Below are 17,190 nucleotides of genomic sequence, written 5' to 3' on the forward strand. Positions count from 1 at the left end.
TAAACTAGAGGTTTTGTTTTAAGATTCTAATAGCTAAGAGCTTAACTCTTAGCTATCTTAACTTAATGCATCTAACTTTTATAATACAAATAAATCACTAAACTCATTAAAGTTTAACTCCAAAAAGTCTTTACTATCAAAAGTAGATTCTATAAGCCCTGCTTGCTTAGCTGCAAACTTCACGCTTAAGGCCTTTTGAAACTTCTTTATTAAAAGTGGGATTCCTTCTTTTCTTCTAAATCTATGTCCTATTGGGTAGTCAATCTCTACTTTTTTAGACACTGTGCCATCTTTATAAAAGATTTGCACAGCATTTGCTATAGATCTTTTATCAGGGTCAAGATACTCTTTAGTATATCTATCATCAACTATCACTTCCATCTTTTCACGTAAAAGATCTATACGTGGATCACTTGCAGTGCTATCTTCATAGTGCCTAGCTTCTAAGCCTCCATAGATTAAAGGCACTGCTACCATGTATTGTATGCAGTGGTCTCTATCTGCTGGATTTTCAAGCTTGCCAACTTTGTTTATGATTCTATGGCCACTTTCTTGAGTAGTGATAACTATCTTTTTTATAGAATCTAATCTATCTTTTACCTCATCATGAAGCTTTAAAGCACACTCTACTGCAGTTTGCGCGTGAAACTCTGCTGGGAAAGAGATCTTAAAAAGTATATTTTCCATAACATAGCTTTTAAAAGCTTGGTTTAAAACTAAAGGCTTACCCTTCATCTTTACATCACAAAAGCCCCAAAACTTAGCACTTAAAACACTAGGGTAGCCCATCTCACCTTTTAAGGCTTTTAATGCTAAATCAACCCCACGACTTGAAGCATCTCCTGCTGCCCAGCTTTTTCTACTGCCAGTATTAGGCGCGTGTCTATAAGCACGCAAAGCCCCTCCATCCATAAAAGCATTACTTAAAGCATTTAGCACTTCTTCATAACTCCCACCTAGTAGCTTACAAGCAATAGCTGTGCTTGCTATCCTTACTAGTAAAACGTGATCTAGCCCTACTTTATTAAAGCTATTTTCTAAGGCTAAAATCCCTTGTATCTCATGGGCTTTTATCATGGCTACTAAAACATCTTTTACTTTTAAAGCCTTCTTACCTTTGGTGATATTTGCCCTACTCATATAATCACTTACTGCCCATATAGCTCCTATATTATCACTTGGGTGCCCCCACTCGCTAGCTAGCCAAGTGTCGTTAAAATCAAGCCATCTAACCATAGCTCCTATATTAAAAGCAGCCCTCACAGGTTCAAGCTGATAGCTAGTAGCTGGCACTTTTGCCCCTAAGTTAAAGCTAGCACCCTCCACACTTGGCCCTAAAAGCTTAGTGCAAGCTGGAAACTCCAAAGCTAAAAGCATGCAAGCTATACTGTCCATTAAGCAATACTTTGCACTCTCAAGTGCTAGTTTGGAATCTATTTCTACATCCATTACATACTTTGTTATATCAACTAGCAAGCTATCAAACTCTGGTCTTTTTGCATCTAAGATCCCCATATCATTCATATTATTCCTTTTTGTTATTTTCTATCTTTTAAGGCTACAAAGCTTTGTTTATCTAAGCCGATGTACTCACTACTTGGACGTATAAGCTTATTATCCTTTCTTTGTTCAAAGATATGGGCTAGCCAGCCGCTAGTGCGACTTATAACAAAGATTGGCGTAAAGTAAGCAGTTGGCACACCTAAGAAGTGATAAGCACTTGCGCTATAAAAATCAAGATTAGGGAAAAGCTTTTTTTGCTCCCACATCTCTTTTTCTATAACCTCGCTTATATCATAAAGCCTTGTATCATTAAGCTTATTAGCTAGCTTTTGGCTATAGCTTTTTATGATCACATTACGCGGGTCATTATCCACATAAACCCTATGTCCAAATCCCATAATCTTAGCCTTAGAATCTAGTTTTGCTTTTATACCTTTTAATGCATCTTTAGTATCTTTAAACTCTGAGATTAACTCATAAGCTGCTTCATTAGCCCCACCGTGGAGATTCCCACGCAAAGTGCCAATGCCCGCTGTAATACAAGAGTAGGTATCTGAGTTTGTAGAAGCACAAATCCTTGCTACAAAAGTAGAGGCATTAAACTCATGCTCTGCATAAAGTATAAGACTAGCATTCATCACTTCAGTGCCCAGTGGACTTAAAGCAAGGCTTACTTTAGAACTTGGCTTACTAAAAGCATGAAGCTTTTCTAAAAAGTAGCTTGCTATATCTTCTTTTGTGCTTTGTGTGTCTATCTCTTTACCGTGCACATGGAAGTTATGCCAAAAGGCAAGTATGCTAGGTAAGATTCCAAGTAATCTCACATCAACTAGCTTATCATCTGCTGAGATATTTCCTAAAAAAGACACACCCGTTCTCATAACATCCATAGGGTGTGCATCACGCGGTATAAGCTTTAAGACCTCTTTAAGCCTATCTGGCAAGGCTCTAAAGTGTATAAGCTTTTCTTTAAACTCCGCTAGCTCTTTAGCATTTGGCAACTTTTCTTTTAAAAGCAAATAGGCTACTTCTTCAAAGCTAGCGTACTTTGCAAGCTCATAGATGTCATATCCTCTATAGTTTAGTCCATGCCCTGTGCCAACTGTACTTATACTTGACTTTCCAGCTACTACACCTGCTAAGCCTCCAGTTTTTATCTGCTTTTTTTGTATCATATCTTTTACCTTTAATATTTACTTATCTTTTAACTAGTCACTTACTCTTCTTTCTCTTTGATTTATAAAACTACAAAATGCTATTTGCCAAATAGCTTATCTAGTGTTTTTTCATACTCTAGATAATCAAGCATGGCATAAAGCTCATCACGTGTTTGCATAGAATCTAAACTTTGTTTTTGACTACCATGCTCTAATATGTCTTTATAAACATTTAGTGCTGCCTTATTCATAGCTCTAAAAGCTGAAAGTGGATAAAGGATCATGTCTACTCCTACACTTTTAAGCTCTTCTTTTGTGAAGTAAGGTGTTTTACCAAACTCAGTTATATTAGCTAGGACTGGCACTTTTAGCTCTGTGCAAAAAAGTTTATAGTCTTCTAGGGTGCTTAGTGCTTCAGCAAAGATCATATCTGCTCCTACTTCTTCATAAGCAAGGGCGCGCTCTAGTGCTTTATGTAAGCCTTCATTAGCAAAGGCATCAGTGCGCGCCATAATGCTAAAGTCTTTATCTAGGCTTGCTTTTGCATTTATGCAAGCTTTTAGACGGTCTTGCATCTCTTTAGTATCTACTAGCTCTTTATTTGGGCGGTGTCCGCAGCGTTTTTGAGCTACTTGGTCTTCTATATGCACAGCACTAGCTCCTGCGCGCGCTACTTCTTTGATAGTCCTTTCTATATTAAAAGCTCCTCCAAATCCAGTATCTATATCAACTAGCAAAGGAAGCTTAGTAATATAAGTTATACGTCTTATATCTATACAAATATCTTCTAAGTTAGATATACCAAGATCAGGCAAGCCTAAAGATGCATTAGCCACACCTGCCCCACTTAGATAAAGTGCTTTTGCAGAAGCTTTAGTAGCTTGCAAGGCGGAGTAGGCGTTTATCGTGCCTAGGATTGTAAGAGGCTCACTTCTTTTTTTTGATTCTAAAAGTGCTTGTTTAAAACTGCTCATTAATGCTCCTTTTTGTTAGGTTTAATTTATCTCTCTTGGAAAGCCTATATCTTTTAAGACTTCTTTTATAGCTTCTATAATGCTTACATCTTCTATAGTTGAAGGTATAATGTAGTCTCTAGCACAAGCGATATCTGCGATTAGATTCCTTAAAATCTTGCCGCTTCTAGTTTTGGGGAGTGAAGCACTAAAAGCTATGGCACTAAGCGTAGCTATAGCGCCTATTTCTTCTCTAACTAATGTATTAATACCTTGTTTTAAAGAATCTAAGTCTCTTTCAACATCCCTCATAACACAAACTGCCAAAGGCACTTCACCTTTTAAGCTATCACTAATGCCAACTACTGCACACTCTATAATGTCAGGATGTTTTAAGATAGCCTCTTCTATAGCCCCAGTAGAAAGCCTATGTCCAGCTACATTTAAAACGCCATCCATCCTGCCCATAGCAAAGATATAGCCATCTTTATCTTTATAGCCACTATCTCCAGTTAGATAATAGCCCTTATAGTGATCTAGATAGCTTTTTTTATATCTTTCATCATCTTCCCATATACCCATTAAACAAGCGGGAGGAAGGGGTAGCTTTAAGACTATATTACCTTGCACATTAGGCTTGCACTCATTTCCTTCTTCATCTAATACTTTTACATTAAAGCCTGGCATAGCTATGCCTGCAGATCCGGGCTTACTTAAAGGCACAACACCATTAGCAGCTATAGCCCAGCCAGTTTCAGTTTGCCAATAATTATCAAAAACTTCTTTCCCTGTTATCTTTTTTATCCAAGCAAGCGTGTCAATATCACACCTCTCCCCTGCCACAAAAATAGCTTTTAGGCTTTCAAGGTTGTATCTTTTAGCAAAACTACCCTCTATGTCTTCTTTTCTAATAGCCCTAAAAGCTGTTGGGGCAGTAAAAAGGACACTAACCTTATACTCCTCACAGATTCTAAAAAAAGCACCGGGATCTGGCGTTTTGATGGGCTTTCCTTCATAAAGCACAGTTGTAGCACCATTCATCAAAGGAGCATAGACTATATAGCTATGTCCTACTACCCAGCCAACATCTGAGGCTGTAAACATAACATCACCACTTTTTATCTTATAGATATTATCCATAGACCACTTCATAGCAACACTATGACCGCCATTACTTCTAACTACACCTTTTGGCTTGCCTGTAGTGCCACTTGTATAAAGTATATAAAGTGGGTCTATAGAATCTACTGGTACGCAGTCTATCCCTTTAACTTTCTTTTCTTCTTCTGCCCAGTCTACATCCCTCCAAGGAAGCATAGAACAGATATCTTGTGGTCTTTGATGGATTAAACAAGTAGTTGGCTTATGAGTGCTTTGCTTTATGGCTTCATCAAGGATGATTTTATATTTTATGATTCTAGAGATTTCTATACCACAGCTTGCACTAATGATAACTCTAGGCTTAGCATCTTGTATACGTGAGGCTAACTCACTAGCTGCAAAGCCTCCAAACACCACCGAGTGGATAGCACCGATGCGCGCACAAGCAAGCATGGCAATAAGGGCTTCTGGAATCATAGGCATATAAATAACTACTCTATCGCCCTTATTTACCCCTTTGTTAACTAAGATATTAGCAGTCTTAGCCACCCTCTCTCTAAGTTGCTTATAAGTATAAGTCTTTTTAGTATCAGTAACTGGAGAATCATAAATTAAAGCTAGCTTATCGCCACTTCCATGGTCGATATGAAGATCTAGTGCGTTATAGCAAGTGTTCATACTGCCACCTACAAACCACCTATAATGGCCATCTATAACCTCTAAGGCTTTATCCCACTTATGATACCAGTGTACTTTAGAAGCTGCCTCTTCCCAAAACTGTGCTGGGTTGCTTATAGATTCTAAGTAGGCTTTTTGGTAGTTTTTACTTACTAAATCTAGCGCTACTTGCTCTTTTTTAATGCTAGGTTGCTTACTGCTTGCTTTGCTATTTACTTTGTCTAGTTTGGATCTTATATCTGAGTTAGATTTTACGTGTGGGCTAGTTTTTGCCTCACTTGCGGGCGGTCTTTCATTAGTAGAATCTTTGGTGGCATCTTTCATAGAGTAAGCTCCTTTTTTTTGAGTTTCGCTTGGTAGCTTACGATCTAGTGTTGTAGAAAAAAACTTAGATTCCCAAATTTAAAGCATGTGTTAAGAAAAGTTTTACAAAATATGTGATGATTAGTAACAAGTGATAATAAAATGGGTATAAAAGTAGCATATTTTAGGTGATTTACAAGCTACAAACTTAGAAAAACTAGAGATAGTTAATAAAACTTGATACTTACACAAAAGACTTGTGATATCAAAAAAGTGATACTAGAGATAAATATTATTAAAGATTTTAAACTCCACTGCCTTTTAGATGGCAGTAGAAAAAGATGAAAGATAAAAGATAGTTTTAGTGCAGGCTTTTATTTAAAGCAAACACTTTAGAGTTAGTCAAGGCTTTCATAGCACCCGTTTTAGAATCCATCCTAAAGTGGATTCCACTTAAGCCACTAAGCTCTTTACCTTTATAGAAACCATCTTCTTTTACAACAAAACTAGCATTCATACTTTTTATCTCTTTGGCAGTCTTAGAATCCATACTAAAGACACTTCCAGCCAAAACTGCTATCCCAGCATCAACTATACAGCCATCCCCTAGACTTATACCAGTGACTGAGTTTGCTCCTAAAAGGCAGTTTTTACCTATGCTTATAGGCTCACTATTACCACCACTTAAAACGCCTAATATACTAGCACCCCCTCCTATATCACTGCCTTCACCAACTATAACGCTAGAGCTTATGCGTCCTTCATTCATACAAGCACCTAAGGTTCCTGCATTAAAGTTAACATAGCTAGCCCCGGGCATCTGGGTGTAGCCACTAGCAAGTGAGGCACCAAGTCTAGTATTAGCACTATCAAGTAGTCTAATATTATCAAATGGCGGGATGATGTGCATAAGATAGCGAGGGAACTTATCTACAAAGTCAACTGCTGGATAGTTTCCTTTAAGCTTTAAAGCTAGCTCATTTTCACGCAAGTAAGCTAGCTCATAAGGGGTGTTTTTACTCCAAGCGACATTTTCAAAAAGACCAAAGATAGATTCTAGGTTTAAGCTTCTAGGCTTAGCCTTACCCAAAGAAAGGGCATAAAGCTTAGCAAAGGCTACTTGCATGCTTTGAGGTTTTAAGTCTTCATAAAAGGCTATAAACTGAAAGCTAGTATCTCTTGGATTAGCAAAATTATTAGCAGCTAAGATCTCTTGAACTTTTAAGATGCTTTGTATATTTTTATGAGACTGCCTGTCATTTAAAGCCTCTTTTAAGTAAGGGTCAAACTTAGCTAGCGCATGGAGTATAAAGTCTCTATCTATATTATGGACTATCTCATTTTGATCTAGTGTGCCTTTAGGCAAGCCACTAGCAAAGACTGCAAAAGACCCAAAGTTCTCTTCCCAGTTAAAAGTAGCAAAGCTGACATTTAAAGGCTTTTTTGATATCTGCCCTAGGCTAACTCTAGCTATACCAAAAAACTTTGGCTTTTTATTACCCTTATAAAACTCATCTACAAACTGCTTAAATTTATCCATATTATTCCTTTTTAATTTATGGTAAGAGTATCTTTAAGTTGCTAGGGATTTGTTCTAGCATGCCATTTAAAAAGACATCTTCTAAAAGCATATCACCACATAAAAATATCTCTTCTATACCATCATTTTTTATTAGGTCTGCAAGGTAGTCGCCCATGAACTCACAGATAGAATCTATCATGCCTTGAGAGAGTAAACTATCATCAATGCCCGCTACTTCAAAAGTCATAAGCCCGCGTAAGATTCTTACGTAGTCTAGGGTGTTAGGACACTCATGGTTTTTTTTAACTTTTATATCTATCTTTGGCCCCTTATCTCTTATACAGTCATGGGCTAGCTTCATAAGAGTAAAGCTATCACTTAGCTTCTCATCAAACCCTAGTAAAAAAGAAGTCACTTTAAAAAAGTCCACTAGGTTAGCACTCTTTACAACTGTGTTCATATCAGCCCTAGATTCCAAACCTTTGCGTTCTTCTAAAAACTTAGTAGCTATCTTAGCTCCAGTCTTTTTAGACCTCATAGAATCTAAAAGCTCTAAAGGAGAAAAACTAAAACTAAAATCTAACTCCTTGTGAAACTCCCCATCTCCAGCTATCAAAAATAGTGTATCTGCTTTTTTATCAAACTGAAATAAAGCTCTTTTAGGCTTAACTAGCAAGTTAACATCACGCGGTATAAAAAGCTTTTTGTGAGAAAGCATAAAGTTGCGCTCTGCAAGTGTGAAAGAGTTAAAAACTGGCTCTAAAAAACTAAGTGTTTCATAACTTAGATCAAAGCTAAGCTCTTTTACTTCTTTAGAATCTAGGCTTTTTATAAATACAAAGTCTATCTCAAAGCGCTCTAAGAACTTTAAAAAGCAGTTTAAAAGGATATCTTTAGGCAAGGAGGCAAATAAAAAATGATAGTTTTTTGTATCAAACATATCTTTAAATATCTCTTTAACCTTAACACTTATAAAGGGACGCTCAAAGCTAGGAAGGGAGTTTTTTGTCTTTTCATCTAGTCTTAGATAGCTACTAGCAGCACCAAGATTAGCAAACATAGCGTAGTTAGATATAGGATTTGCAGAGATGACAAAAGGCATATTATTAACTTCTACATAGATGTTTTCTTTATTTTTAAGCTTGATAGCTAAGTCATCAAAGCTTTTAGAGTTTTCTTTGATATCTACAAAGTTTGAAAGACCTTCAAAGTCTTCGCTTTTTAAGATCTCAGTTAGCTCTAAAACATCATAGACTTTATGATCTTTTTCTTTTTTGTCAAGCTTTTCATAGTTTTTGGTATCTATGAGACTAAAGGCTACTACTTCTTTAAAAGTGATACTTGAACAAAATGGCAGTCTTGAAGAAAGGGCGTTTGCAAACTCTAAGACTTCTTTACTATCTCCTGAAGCTACTACATAAAGCATAGAATCTTCATATAGAAAATAAAAACTAACATCTTTAAAGTCTAAGGCTATATTTTTTAGTATCTTTATAAAATTGCCAAGTATCCCAAAACTTTTATCAAATCCCACATCCACGCTAAAGCTAAACCTTAAAGTTAACTCTTCCATTTAAAATCCTTTATAAGAGAGATTAGCCACTTCTTGTAAGTCTAAGTTGGCATTTTTTATCTCATATCTAAAGCCTAGTTTTTGCAACTGGCTTAATGCCTCTTCTTCCATGACGCCTATAGACTTTAAAAGCTCTAAGCTTAGCTCAAAAGTTGTATCGTGACCTATAACATAGGGCACTATACCTATAACATGAACATTTGGGAGATCCCCCATCATCTCATGTAGTCTTAAAGTCTGAAGCATCTCTACTTCATGTGCGCTACCTGCCCACTGCACCACGTTTGGTATAGCTTTAAAGTTAAAACTATACACATCACCGACATTTCCTCCTTCTGCACTAACGCAATCAAGGATTAGCACTTCATCATACTCACTTATTAGCGGTATTAAAGCATTAGCCAAAGTACCACCATCTATAAACTCTACACTTAGCCCATCTGCTTTAAAAGCATACTTTAGCTTTAAGTAGTTGCATAGGTGCACACCTATACCCTCATCGCCAAATAAGATATTACCAACTCCTAAAACTAAAACTTTTTTCAAAATCCATCTCCCTTATCTTTAGCTTATATAGAGTTTAATTAAAGTATCTATAAAAGCCACAGTCTTTACTTGCAAGGGTTAACATCTCTTTATCTCCCCTAGTGTCACCATAAACATAGATCTTTTCATACTTACTTAAGTCAAAAAGCTCTTTTATGCGTCTTACTTTTTCAGGACCATAGCAGTTTTTGCTTGCAAAGTTGCCACTTAGTTTTAAGCCTTTTTTTTCTAGCTTAGTTCCTATTAACTCCATGCCCATACTTTTTGTAAACTCTTGTAAGTAGTCTTCAAATGAAGCACTTACTAGCACAACTTTTGCGCCCTCTTCTCTATGCTTTTTTATCCTATCAAGTCCACTAGCTTTGCAATCACTTAAAAGTAAGGGCAAAAAGTCTTTGCATTTTTGGTTAAAAAACGCTAAGTCTAGATTAGAAAAAGCCTTACTAACTACTCTTTTTTTTACTTGCTCATTAGTTAAAAACTTTAGCTTAAAAGCTATCAAAAGATGTAAGTTAGAAAAAACAGCTTTATAAAACCCCTTTTTACCTAAGACAAACTTCATAAAACGTGCAAAGGAATCACTCCTTGTGATGGTTCCATCAAAGTCAAAAAATGCTATCTCTTTAGATATATTCACCTTATTTGCATCCAAAAGCCAGTCCTTAGTTTATAGGGTTTTAAGCCATACTTTTTTTGTATATTTGTTTATATTTTACATCAAAAGTCATGCTTAAGAGAAGAATGCTTTTAAAATCATAAAACTTTAAGGATAGCTCTAGTGGCTTAAGGCTTAGATGTAAGTTGAAAAATATAAGTGAGATATAAAAAATAGTAAGAGAATTAGGGAAAAAGATAAGAAAATGAGGATAAAAAGAAGAAGGATAAAAACTAGCTTTATGTCCTATGCTGGCTTAAATGCTTGTGTTCAAGCTCTGCTAGCACGTCTTTTTCTAAGTCATAAAGCTCATATCTTATATCTTTATAGTCTTCCCATCTGCCAAGCTCTTTAAGCTCTTCTATCTTTAAGAACTCTTCTAAAACTCTAGCACTTTCTTCAGCACGCTTAAAGTTTGCCTTTAGTATGGAGGAAAGATCTAAGCGTGCCCCTTCAGATTCTATATTTTGCTTTAAGACATCATGTGTGCTATCTCTAGCATAAAGCACTTTAGAATCTAAAACTACTTTATGTCTTAGAAGTTTTAATCGTAAGCTTAGTTTTTTGGAATCTAAAATATAGCGCGTGCAGTCTTCAACCACACGCAAGCCTTCTTTAAGACGATTGACATTTGCATCAAGTAGTCTTAAAGTTTTCATCTATCTATTGTTGCTGCCTAAGATTCCAAAGATTTGAAGTAGTGAAACAAACACGTTCAAGAAGTCTAGATATAAAGCAATAGCCGCCATGATAGGGCTGTTATATCTACCTTTGATGATGTTTTGAGTGTCATAGGCTATATAGATGCTAAATATAATAGTAGCAATACCTGCTATGCCTAATTGAAGCATAGAGCTTTTTAGTAAAAACATATTAAGCAAAGAAACTATAACAACTACTATGACAGATATAAATAAGATCTTGCCGATGTTTGCTAAGTCTCTAGGCGTCTTTATAGCATAAAGGCTCATGACACCAAAGATGATAGTAGTCATAGCTAAAGCCTGTACTACGCCACTTAAACCATTAACGCTTATAACAAAGGCTAATAGCGGCACTAAGGTCACACCACTTAAAAATGTAAAAATAGCAAGTAGGGCTATGTTGATACCCGGCTTTTCTTTTAGAAACATTAGGGCTATCAAAGCTACTATTTCTAATATGAATATAGGCCATCTAAAAGATACTACGAAATTAACGTTATATAAGCCTATAAACGCACCTATAGTCGCTAAAAGCAAACTGGCTGCAAAAAACTTATAGGTAGTTTTCACAAAGTTCACTAAAGCGGTGTCAGACTGGGCTGAAGCAGCTTCTCTTTCTTTGTGTGAATCTCTTGTGTAATTTCTATTATACAATCCCATATATTCTCCCTTTTTAAAATTAACTTTAACTTCGGGATGTTAACACAAGATATTTAATCTTTAAACACAAGATATTATAATTAGCCTCTAATAGGTGTACGATAAGGACGGACTAAGCTAATGATAACAGTAGCAATAAATGGCTTTGGAAGAATAGGCAGGGTGATATTAAGAGAGGCTTTAAAACGCAACGATATCAAAGTAGTAGCTTGTAATGACATATCTAGCTGGGAGATTCTAAGCTATCTACTTGAGTTTGACACAGCACATGGCCCACTTAATAAAGAAGTGATCTTAGAAGGTGATAGGCTGCTAGTTGGGAATCAAGATATAAAACTAACTAGTCTTCCAAACTTTCATATTAGTGATGTAGACTTTGTCTTAGAGTGCACTGGGAAAGTTGGCTCTATAACTGATGTCACCTACCATCTAGATAATGGAGTAAAAAACGTCATCATCGGTGCTAATGCCAAAGATACGCCAACTTTCGTGCTTGGTGCTAACACCCACTTATATAAGGGTGAACGCATCATCTCTAATGCCTCTTGTACCACTAACTGCATAGCTAGTATTTGTAAGATTATAGATTCTAACTTCACTATAAAAAGTGGGACTTTAAGCACAGTCCACAGTTACACTAATGATCAAAATCTAGTAGATAGTGCCCATAGAAGTGATAAAAGAAGAAGCAGGGCTAGTGCACAAAACATAGTCCCAACTACAACTAACGCAGCCCTTGCCCTCCACAAAGTTCTTCCTAACCTAAAAGGCAAGATGCATGGTCATAGCCTTAGAGTGCCAGTGCTTGATGTATCTATGTCAGACCTTAGCTTTTGTGTAGAAAAAAGAGCCAGCAAAGAAGAGATAAATGACCTTTTTATAAAGCACTCACAAACTGATCTAAAAGGTATATTAAAAGTAGATTCTAAGCATCGCGTAAGTAGTGACTTTTTAGGCGATAGTGCTAGCTCTATAGTAGCACTAGATCTAACCTTTAGTATACAAGATATGATAAAAGTCATGGCTTGGTATGATAATGAAACTGGCTATGCTAATAGGATGCTTGATATGTGCAACTTTATACATAATTTTAAGGGATAGGATGCTAAAACTAGAGAGTATAACCCACGCCTTTGATATAGAGCTTTATAAAGACTTAAATCTAGATGTAAAAGCACAAGAAAGTGTGGCTATCTTAGGAGTTAGTGGAAGTGGAAAAAGCACTATCTTAAATCACGCCTCAAGCTTTTTAAAACCTCTAAAAGGTAGCGTAAAGATAGATGAAGTTGATATCTACTCACTTAAAAGTGACAAGCTTGCAAGCTTGCGCAAACAGACTTTGGGCGTTATCTTTCAGTCTCATTATCTTTTTAGAGGCTTTAGTGCTTATGAAAACTTAAAAGTAGCAAGTATCTTAGGTGATAAAGAAATAGATTCTAAGATGCTAGAAAGCTTTGGTATAGAACATGTCTTAAAACAGCAAATCGGCACACTTAGTGGAGGGCAGCAGCAACGACTTAGCATAGCACGCGTACTAACCAAGATGCCGCGAGTGCTAATAGCAGATGAACCAACGGGGAATCTTGATTCTAAAACTGCTAGAGATGTTATGAATCATCTTTTTAACTATATCAAGGCTAATGACGCCTGCATGCTTTTAGCAACACACGACACAGAGCTTGCAAGGCTTTGTGATAAGACCTATATGCTAAAAGACTGCAAGCTAGAAAGAATCTAAATATCTTCTTAGCCTACTAGCAGTTGCATCTTAAGTTTTATTCTTACTTCAAATACAAAAGTAAGCCCACATAACTTTGAGAAACTTTTAGCACAAAAGTCTCTCACTCTCTACTAAAAGTGAAACTTCCTTGTATCTATCCTTACATTTAGCACTTGATGATAAGTAAAGTTCATGCCCGGTAAAGAAGCCACTGTGTTATTAAAGCTAGCCTTCCACCACTCAAATACAGCATCAAGCCTCCAAGTCACATATTTACTAGATTTTAAAACTACAAAGAAGTCATTAACCACTAGTCTATCTGCTCTAAAAAGTGCTATAGGCTGATAAAGATTGTTTCTATACCCTGCTCCATCATAAGAAAGTAGCTGACCAGTTCCTTCATAGTAAGTACCGTTATAGCCTAGCCACTTATACTGTAGCTGCCAAGCTAGCTCTAAGCCACCACGAGGCACATACTTATCTATAACTGGTCTAAAACGCTCAGCACTTCCAGAGTAGCCAAGACCTATATAAGCCCTATTTAACCCTATAAATCTACCTAGATCACTTCCAACACTAGCTCTATAGTAAAGCTGCTCAGCTATATCTACAGCTCCATTTGCTCTTGGGAAGCTAGCTGCTGCAAGAGTATTAGGAGTAACTCCACCTTGAAGATAGTCTCTATCGTGTATATGGTGATAAAGCCCTTGTGCGTCAAAGATTAAAAGTTTATTAAAAAACTCATAGTGGCTATTAAGTGCTACTCTAAATCGCTCCTTGCTAGCACCACCACCTAGTATATTACCTCCATACCAGTCAAGGTGAAACTGACTATAACCATACTTTGTAGTACTATCTAGTAAAAAGCCTTTTACGTTAGGGTTTAAGAAGTAAAACGGCGCCCAAAATATAGACATATTAAAAGGCTTCATAATGTCTCTTGGGAAGATTCCAAAAACTGCCCTTAAGTGAGATCCTTCAGTATACTTATTAAGATACTGATAATAAAGTCTTAGGCCATAGTCTCCTAGTCCATCTTGGTTGCCCATAGTAGTGCTAATTTTAGGTGCGTTATACTGAAGCTCTTGTCTTACATAACCACCAACGTGGATAGAGCTTTTATCATCAACCGCGTAACCTAGATCATAGCTACCTCTAACTCCACCACGGGTTATATCACCCCAAAAAAGATTAGAATCTTCTATATTAATAGCAAACATATCAAACTGAAAACCTAAAGTAAAGCCTTTTTTGTTGTTTTTATGTTTTATCTCAAGCATATTAGTACTAGGAAGCACGCCTTCTTTAACCTGCGTATTGGCTAAATTAAGCTCCTGTGTGCTCTTTGGTAGTTCGCTAGCATTTAATGCTAAAATACCGCTTAGTGCTAAAAGTCCAAAAGATTTTTTCATGTTCACCCTTTTAAATGTTTTGCAATACTTTAATGCATAGTAAATGGTAACTAAAAATATATTTTTTCCAAATATATCAAGTTTTATTGACAAATAAACTTAAAACTAAACTTAAAAATTATAACTACACACAAAGGATTTTAATGAAAGGTAAAAAAATTGCTCACTTAATGAGTGGAGGAGTTGATAGCTCTTATTGTGCTTATCTTTTAAAACAGCAAGGCTATGAAGTGCTTGGCATGTATCTAAAACTGCATAATAAAGATAAAAAACATGACATTTTTATAAAAAACTGCGAAGAAGTAAGCCGCCATCTTGACATAGAGTTTATAGTCATAGATGCAAAAAAAGAGTTTAAGGCTAGTGTTTATGACTACTTTATAGATAGCTATAAAGAAGGCATCACCCCTAATCCTTGCGCAGTTTGTAATCCTCTAATGAAGTTTGGCTTAGCCTTACAAAAGGCAAAAGAGTTAGGCTGTGAGTACATATCTACTGGGCACTATGCAAGGATAGAAACGCTTGATGGAGTTAAAAGGATAAGGTGTGCACTTGATGAAAGCAAAGATCAAAGCTACTTTTTATATGGTCTAAGCCAAGATGCCCTAGATAGACTTATCTTCCCACTAGGTGATATGAAAAAAGTTGATATAAAACCTATAGCCCTTAAAGAGATGCCCTTCCTTGGCACGCTAGAAACTTACAAAGATAGTCAAGAGATATGCTTTGTAGATAAAAGCTATATAGACTTACTAAAAGAGCATCTAGAAGTAGAAAGAGAGGGAGATGTGCTAGATACTAAAGGTAACATAGTTGGCAAACACAAAGGCTATATGCAATACACCATAGGAAAACGCAAAGGCTTTAGTGTAAAAGGTGCCTTAACGCCTCACTTCGTACTAGACATAAACCCAAAGCTTAATCAAATCATAGTAGGTGATAAAAAAGACCTAGAGACCTATGAAGTAAAAGCTATCAATAAGTCGCTACCTACAAACTTTGTGAATGGAATCTATAATGTAAAAGTGCGTTACAGAAGTGCTTTTAGCAAGGCTGAAGTTAGTCTAAATAGTGATAACACCATAACTGCAAGACTTAAAGCCCCAGTTTATGGAGTGGCAAAAGGACAGGCTTTGGTTATCTACACTGATGATGTAGTAGTTGGCGGTGGGGTTATAGTTTAGATTCTAGCAAGGCATTAACTACACTTACTACTATTGATAAAGAAGTCACAAAGGAGTGATAGAAGTTTTAAAACTTATATCACTCCTAGCTTAAAAAAGCTACTTTTAACTCTCTTCTTTATAGTTTTTAAATATATCTTGAGTTATCTTATAGCTACAAAACTTTGGTCCACACATAGAGCAAAACTCAGCATCTTTAAATACATCTTGCGGTAATGCTTCATCGTGGTATTCACGTGCCCTTTCGCTATCAAGTGCTAGTTCAAACTGCCTATTCCAGTCAAAGCCATATCTTGCATCACTCATTAAGTCATCTCTAATACGGGCATTAACCCTACCCCTTGCTATATCTGCAGCGTGGGCTGCTATCTTATAAGCGATTATCCCTTCTCTTACATCTTTTGCATTTGGCAAGCCAAGATGCTCTTTTGGAGTGACATAACAAAGCATAGCTACACCCTTCCAAGCCGCTACACACGCACCTATCGCACTTGCTATATGATCATAACCTGCAGCGATATCTGTAACTAATGGCCCTAAAACATAAAAGGGTGCATCATTACAAAGCTCTTTTTGAAGCTCGACATTACGCTCGATTTGATTAAGTGGCACATGTCCGGGCCCTTCAATCATAACTTGCACATCTTTATCATAAGCTCTTTTTGCTAGCTCACCTAAGACTTTTAGCTCAGCAAACTGTGCTTCATCACTAGCATCAGCCAAGCAACCCGGACGTAAAGAATCTCCTAAAGATAAACTTACATCATACTCTTGGCAGATCTTAAGTATCTCATCAAAGGCTTCATAAAAAGGATTTTGCCTATGATAGTGCATCATCCAAGATGCCATAAGACTGCCACCACGAGAAACTACGCCCATCTTTCTTTTAGCGACATAAGGCATATGCTCTAATAAAAATCCACAATGTATCGTAAAGTAACTTACTCCTTGTTTTGCCTGCTTTAATAAGCAATCAAGCATAATGTCAATATCAAGCTTCATAACATCATTTTTAACATCATGGAGTATTTGATACATAGGCACTGTGCCTATAGGCACGCTAGAAGCGGCAATAATTGCCTCTCTTATGGAATCTAAATCCCCACCAGTACTTAAGTCCATAACAGTATCTGCGCCGTACTTTATAGAGACTTTTAGCTTTTCTACTTCCTCATCTATATCTTCTACTATTTGAGAGCTACCGATGTTTGAGTTTATCTTAGTTTTTAGGGCTATGCCTATGCCCATAGGTTGCAAGGCTTTATGGTTTATATTAGCTGGGATTATAAGTCTGCCACGTGCAACTTCACTTAGTATAAGCTTAGAATCTAACTCTTCAACATTTGCCACGTATGCCATCTCAGGAGTTATGATGCCTTTTTTTGCATAGTGGAGTTGAGTTTTAATCTTATCGTTTTTATTTTTTTCTATCCATTCATTTCTTGAAACTGACATGTTTTTCCTTGTAGTTATAGTTAGGCTCTATTGTTCAAATTATATTATGTTTTGACCTTTTTCA

The 17,190-nt window shown here is 36.5% G+C and carries 15 protein-coding genes; 3 read left to right on the forward strand and 12 right to left on the reverse strand.

Going from position 1 to position 17,190, the window contains the following annotated elements; genetic code table 11:
* Nucleotides 1-78: 78 nt before the first annotated feature.
* The 10 genes from prpD to BKH40_RS00845 all read right to left on the reverse strand — a co-directional run bounded on the left by prpD (nucleotide 79) and on the right by BKH40_RS00845 (nucleotide 11,355).
* Nucleotides 79-1,524, reverse strand: a complete 1,446-nt coding sequence (gene prpD / locus BKH40_RS00800; RefSeq protein ID WP_095275964.1) for a 2-methylcitrate dehydratase — start codon at nucleotides 1,522-1,524, stop codon at nucleotides 79-81.
* Nucleotides 1,525-1,538: 14 nt separating this feature from the next.
* Nucleotides 1,539-2,678: a citrate/2-methylcitrate synthase gene (locus BKH40_RS00805; protein ID WP_095275965.1), complete on the reverse strand. Its 1,140-nt coding sequence runs from the start codon at nucleotides 2,676-2,678 to the stop codon at nucleotides 1,539-1,541.
* An 80-nt stretch (nucleotides 2,679-2,758) separates the two neighbouring features.
* Nucleotides 2,759-3,634 (reverse strand): methylisocitrate lyase, encoded by an 876-nt coding sequence (prpB, locus tag BKH40_RS00810; RefSeq protein WP_095275966.1) that lies wholly within the window; start codon nucleotides 3,632-3,634, stop codon nucleotides 2,759-2,761.
* 21 nt (nucleotides 3,635-3,655) lie between these two features.
* Entirely contained in the window at nucleotides 3,656-5,716 is a 2,061-nt protein-coding gene (locus BKH40_RS00815) for an AMP-binding protein (protein ID WP_095275968.1), read from the reverse strand.
* A 340-nt stretch (nucleotides 5,717-6,056) separates the two neighbouring features.
* A complete protein-coding gene (locus tag BKH40_RS00820) occupies nucleotides 6,057-7,235 on the reverse strand; it encodes a tetrahydrodipicolinate N-succinyltransferase N-terminal domain-containing protein (protein ID WP_095275970.1) in 1,179 nt (392 codons plus the stop codon).
* 16 nt (nucleotides 7,236-7,251) lie between these two features.
* Nucleotides 7,252-8,790: a hypothetical protein gene (locus BKH40_RS00825; protein ID WP_095275971.1), complete on the reverse strand. Its 1,539-nt coding sequence runs from the start codon at nucleotides 8,788-8,790 to the stop codon at nucleotides 7,252-7,254.
* The gene (locus tag BKH40_RS00830; RefSeq protein ID WP_143428437.1) at nucleotides 8,791-9,339 is read right to left on the reverse strand and encodes a HyaD/HybD family hydrogenase maturation endopeptidase; all 549 of its coding nucleotides are present in this window, start codon (nucleotides 9,337-9,339) and stop codon (nucleotides 8,791-8,793) included. It lies immediately after the preceding gene.
* Nucleotides 9,340-9,370: 31 nt separating this feature from the next.
* On the reverse strand, nucleotides 9,371-9,988 hold the full coding sequence (locus BKH40_RS00835; RefSeq protein WP_257842464.1) for a haloacid dehalogenase-like hydrolase: 618 nt from the start codon (nucleotides 9,986-9,988) through the stop codon (nucleotides 9,371-9,373).
* 242 nt (nucleotides 9,989-10,230) lie between these two features.
* A complete protein-coding gene (locus BKH40_RS00840; protein WP_095275975.1) occupies nucleotides 10,231-10,650 on the reverse strand; it encodes a thiamine-phosphate pyrophosphorylase in 420 nt (139 codons plus the stop codon).
* Entirely contained in the window at nucleotides 10,651-11,355 is a 705-nt protein-coding gene (locus BKH40_RS00845) for a Bax inhibitor-1/YccA family protein (RefSeq protein WP_095275976.1), read from the reverse strand.
* Nucleotides 11,356-11,478: 123 nt separating this feature from the next.
* On the opposite strand from BKH40_RS00845, the gene BKH40_RS00850 reads away from it, so the two are divergent.
* Both BKH40_RS00850 and BKH40_RS00855 read left to right on the forward strand, forming a co-directional pair.
* Complete coding sequence (locus BKH40_RS00850) at nucleotides 11,479-12,456, forward strand: glyceraldehyde 3-phosphate dehydrogenase NAD-binding domain-containing protein (RefSeq protein ID WP_095276146.1); 978 nt, start codon at nucleotides 11,479-11,481, stop codon at nucleotides 12,454-12,456.
* A gap of 1 nt (nucleotide 12,457) precedes the next feature.
* Nucleotides 12,458-13,093 carry an ATP-binding cassette domain-containing protein gene (locus tag BKH40_RS00855; protein ID WP_095275978.1) on the forward strand — a complete coding sequence of 212 codons (636 nt, stop codon included), beginning with the start codon at nucleotides 12,458-12,460 and terminating at the stop codon, nucleotides 13,091-13,093.
* A gap of 113 nt (nucleotides 13,094-13,206) precedes the next feature.
* On the opposite strand, the gene BKH40_RS00860 is transcribed toward BKH40_RS00855, so the two are convergent.
* On the reverse strand, nucleotides 13,207-14,487 hold the full coding sequence (locus tag BKH40_RS00860; protein ID WP_095275980.1) for a hypothetical protein: 1,281 nt from the start codon (nucleotides 14,485-14,487) through the stop codon (nucleotides 13,207-13,209).
* Between the two features lie 143 nt (nucleotides 14,488-14,630).
* Between BKH40_RS00860 and mnmA the strand changes: the two genes are divergently transcribed.
* The gene (mnmA, locus tag BKH40_RS00865; protein WP_095275982.1) at nucleotides 14,631-15,671 is read left to right on the forward strand and encodes a tRNA 2-thiouridine(34) synthase MnmA; all 1,041 of its coding nucleotides are present in this window, start codon (nucleotides 14,631-14,633) and stop codon (nucleotides 15,669-15,671) included.
* Nucleotides 15,672-15,776: 105 nt separating this feature from the next.
* Here the strand turns inward: mnmA and thiC are convergent, their stop codons facing one another.
* Entirely contained in the window at nucleotides 15,777-17,126 is a 1,350-nt protein-coding gene (thiC, locus tag BKH40_RS00870; RefSeq protein WP_095275984.1) for a phosphomethylpyrimidine synthase ThiC, read from the reverse strand.
* Between the last annotated feature and the right edge of the window lie 64 nt (nucleotides 17,127-17,190).

The sequence above is a fragment of the Helicobacter sp. 11S02629-2 genome (genome assembly GCF_002272875.1).
GTDB lineage: Bacteria > Campylobacterota > Campylobacteria > Campylobacterales > Helicobacteraceae > Helicobacter_I.

Excerpts from the sequence above, each read along its gene's own strand:
- prpD (WP_095275964.1), bottom strand. The coding sequence starts at position 1,524 with ATGAATGATATGGGGATCTTAGATGCAAAAAGACCAGAGTTTGATAGC.
- BKH40_RS00805 (WP_095275965.1), bottom strand. The coding sequence starts at position 2,678 with ATGATACAAAAAAAGCAGATAAAAACTGGAGGCTTAGCAGGTGTAGTA.
- prpB (WP_095275966.1), bottom strand. The coding sequence starts at position 3,634 with ATGAGCAGTTTTAAACAAGCACTTTTAGAATCAAAAAAAAGAAGTGAG.
- BKH40_RS00815 (WP_095275968.1), bottom strand. The coding sequence starts at position 5,716 with ATGAAAGATGCCACCAAAGATTCTACTAATGAAAGACCGCCCGCAAGT.
- BKH40_RS00820 (WP_095275970.1), bottom strand. The coding sequence starts at position 7,235 with ATGGATAAATTTAAGCAGTTTGTAGATGAGTTTTATAAGGGTAATAAA.
- BKH40_RS00825 (WP_095275971.1), bottom strand. The coding sequence starts at position 8,790 with ATGGAAGAGTTAACTTTAAGGTTTAGCTTTAGCGTGGATGTGGGATTT.
- BKH40_RS00840 (WP_095275975.1), bottom strand. The coding sequence starts at position 10,650 with ATGAAAACTTTAAGACTACTTGATGCAAATGTCAATCGTCTTAAAGAA.
- BKH40_RS00845 (WP_095275976.1), bottom strand. The coding sequence starts at position 11,355 with ATGGGATTGTATAATAGAAATTACACAAGAGATTCACACAAAGAAAGA.
- BKH40_RS00855 (WP_095275978.1), top strand. The coding sequence starts at position 12,458 with ATGCTAAAACTAGAGAGTATAACCCACGCCTTTGATATAGAGCTTTAT.
- BKH40_RS00860 (WP_095275980.1), bottom strand. The coding sequence starts at position 14,487 with ATGAAAAAATCTTTTGGACTTTTAGCACTAAGCGGTATTTTAGCATTA.
- mnmA (WP_095275982.1), top strand. The coding sequence starts at position 14,631 with ATGAAAGGTAAAAAAATTGCTCACTTAATGAGTGGAGGAGTTGATAGC.
- thiC (WP_095275984.1), bottom strand. The coding sequence starts at position 17,126 with ATGTCAGTTTCAAGAAATGAATGGATAGAAAAAAATAAAAACGATAAG.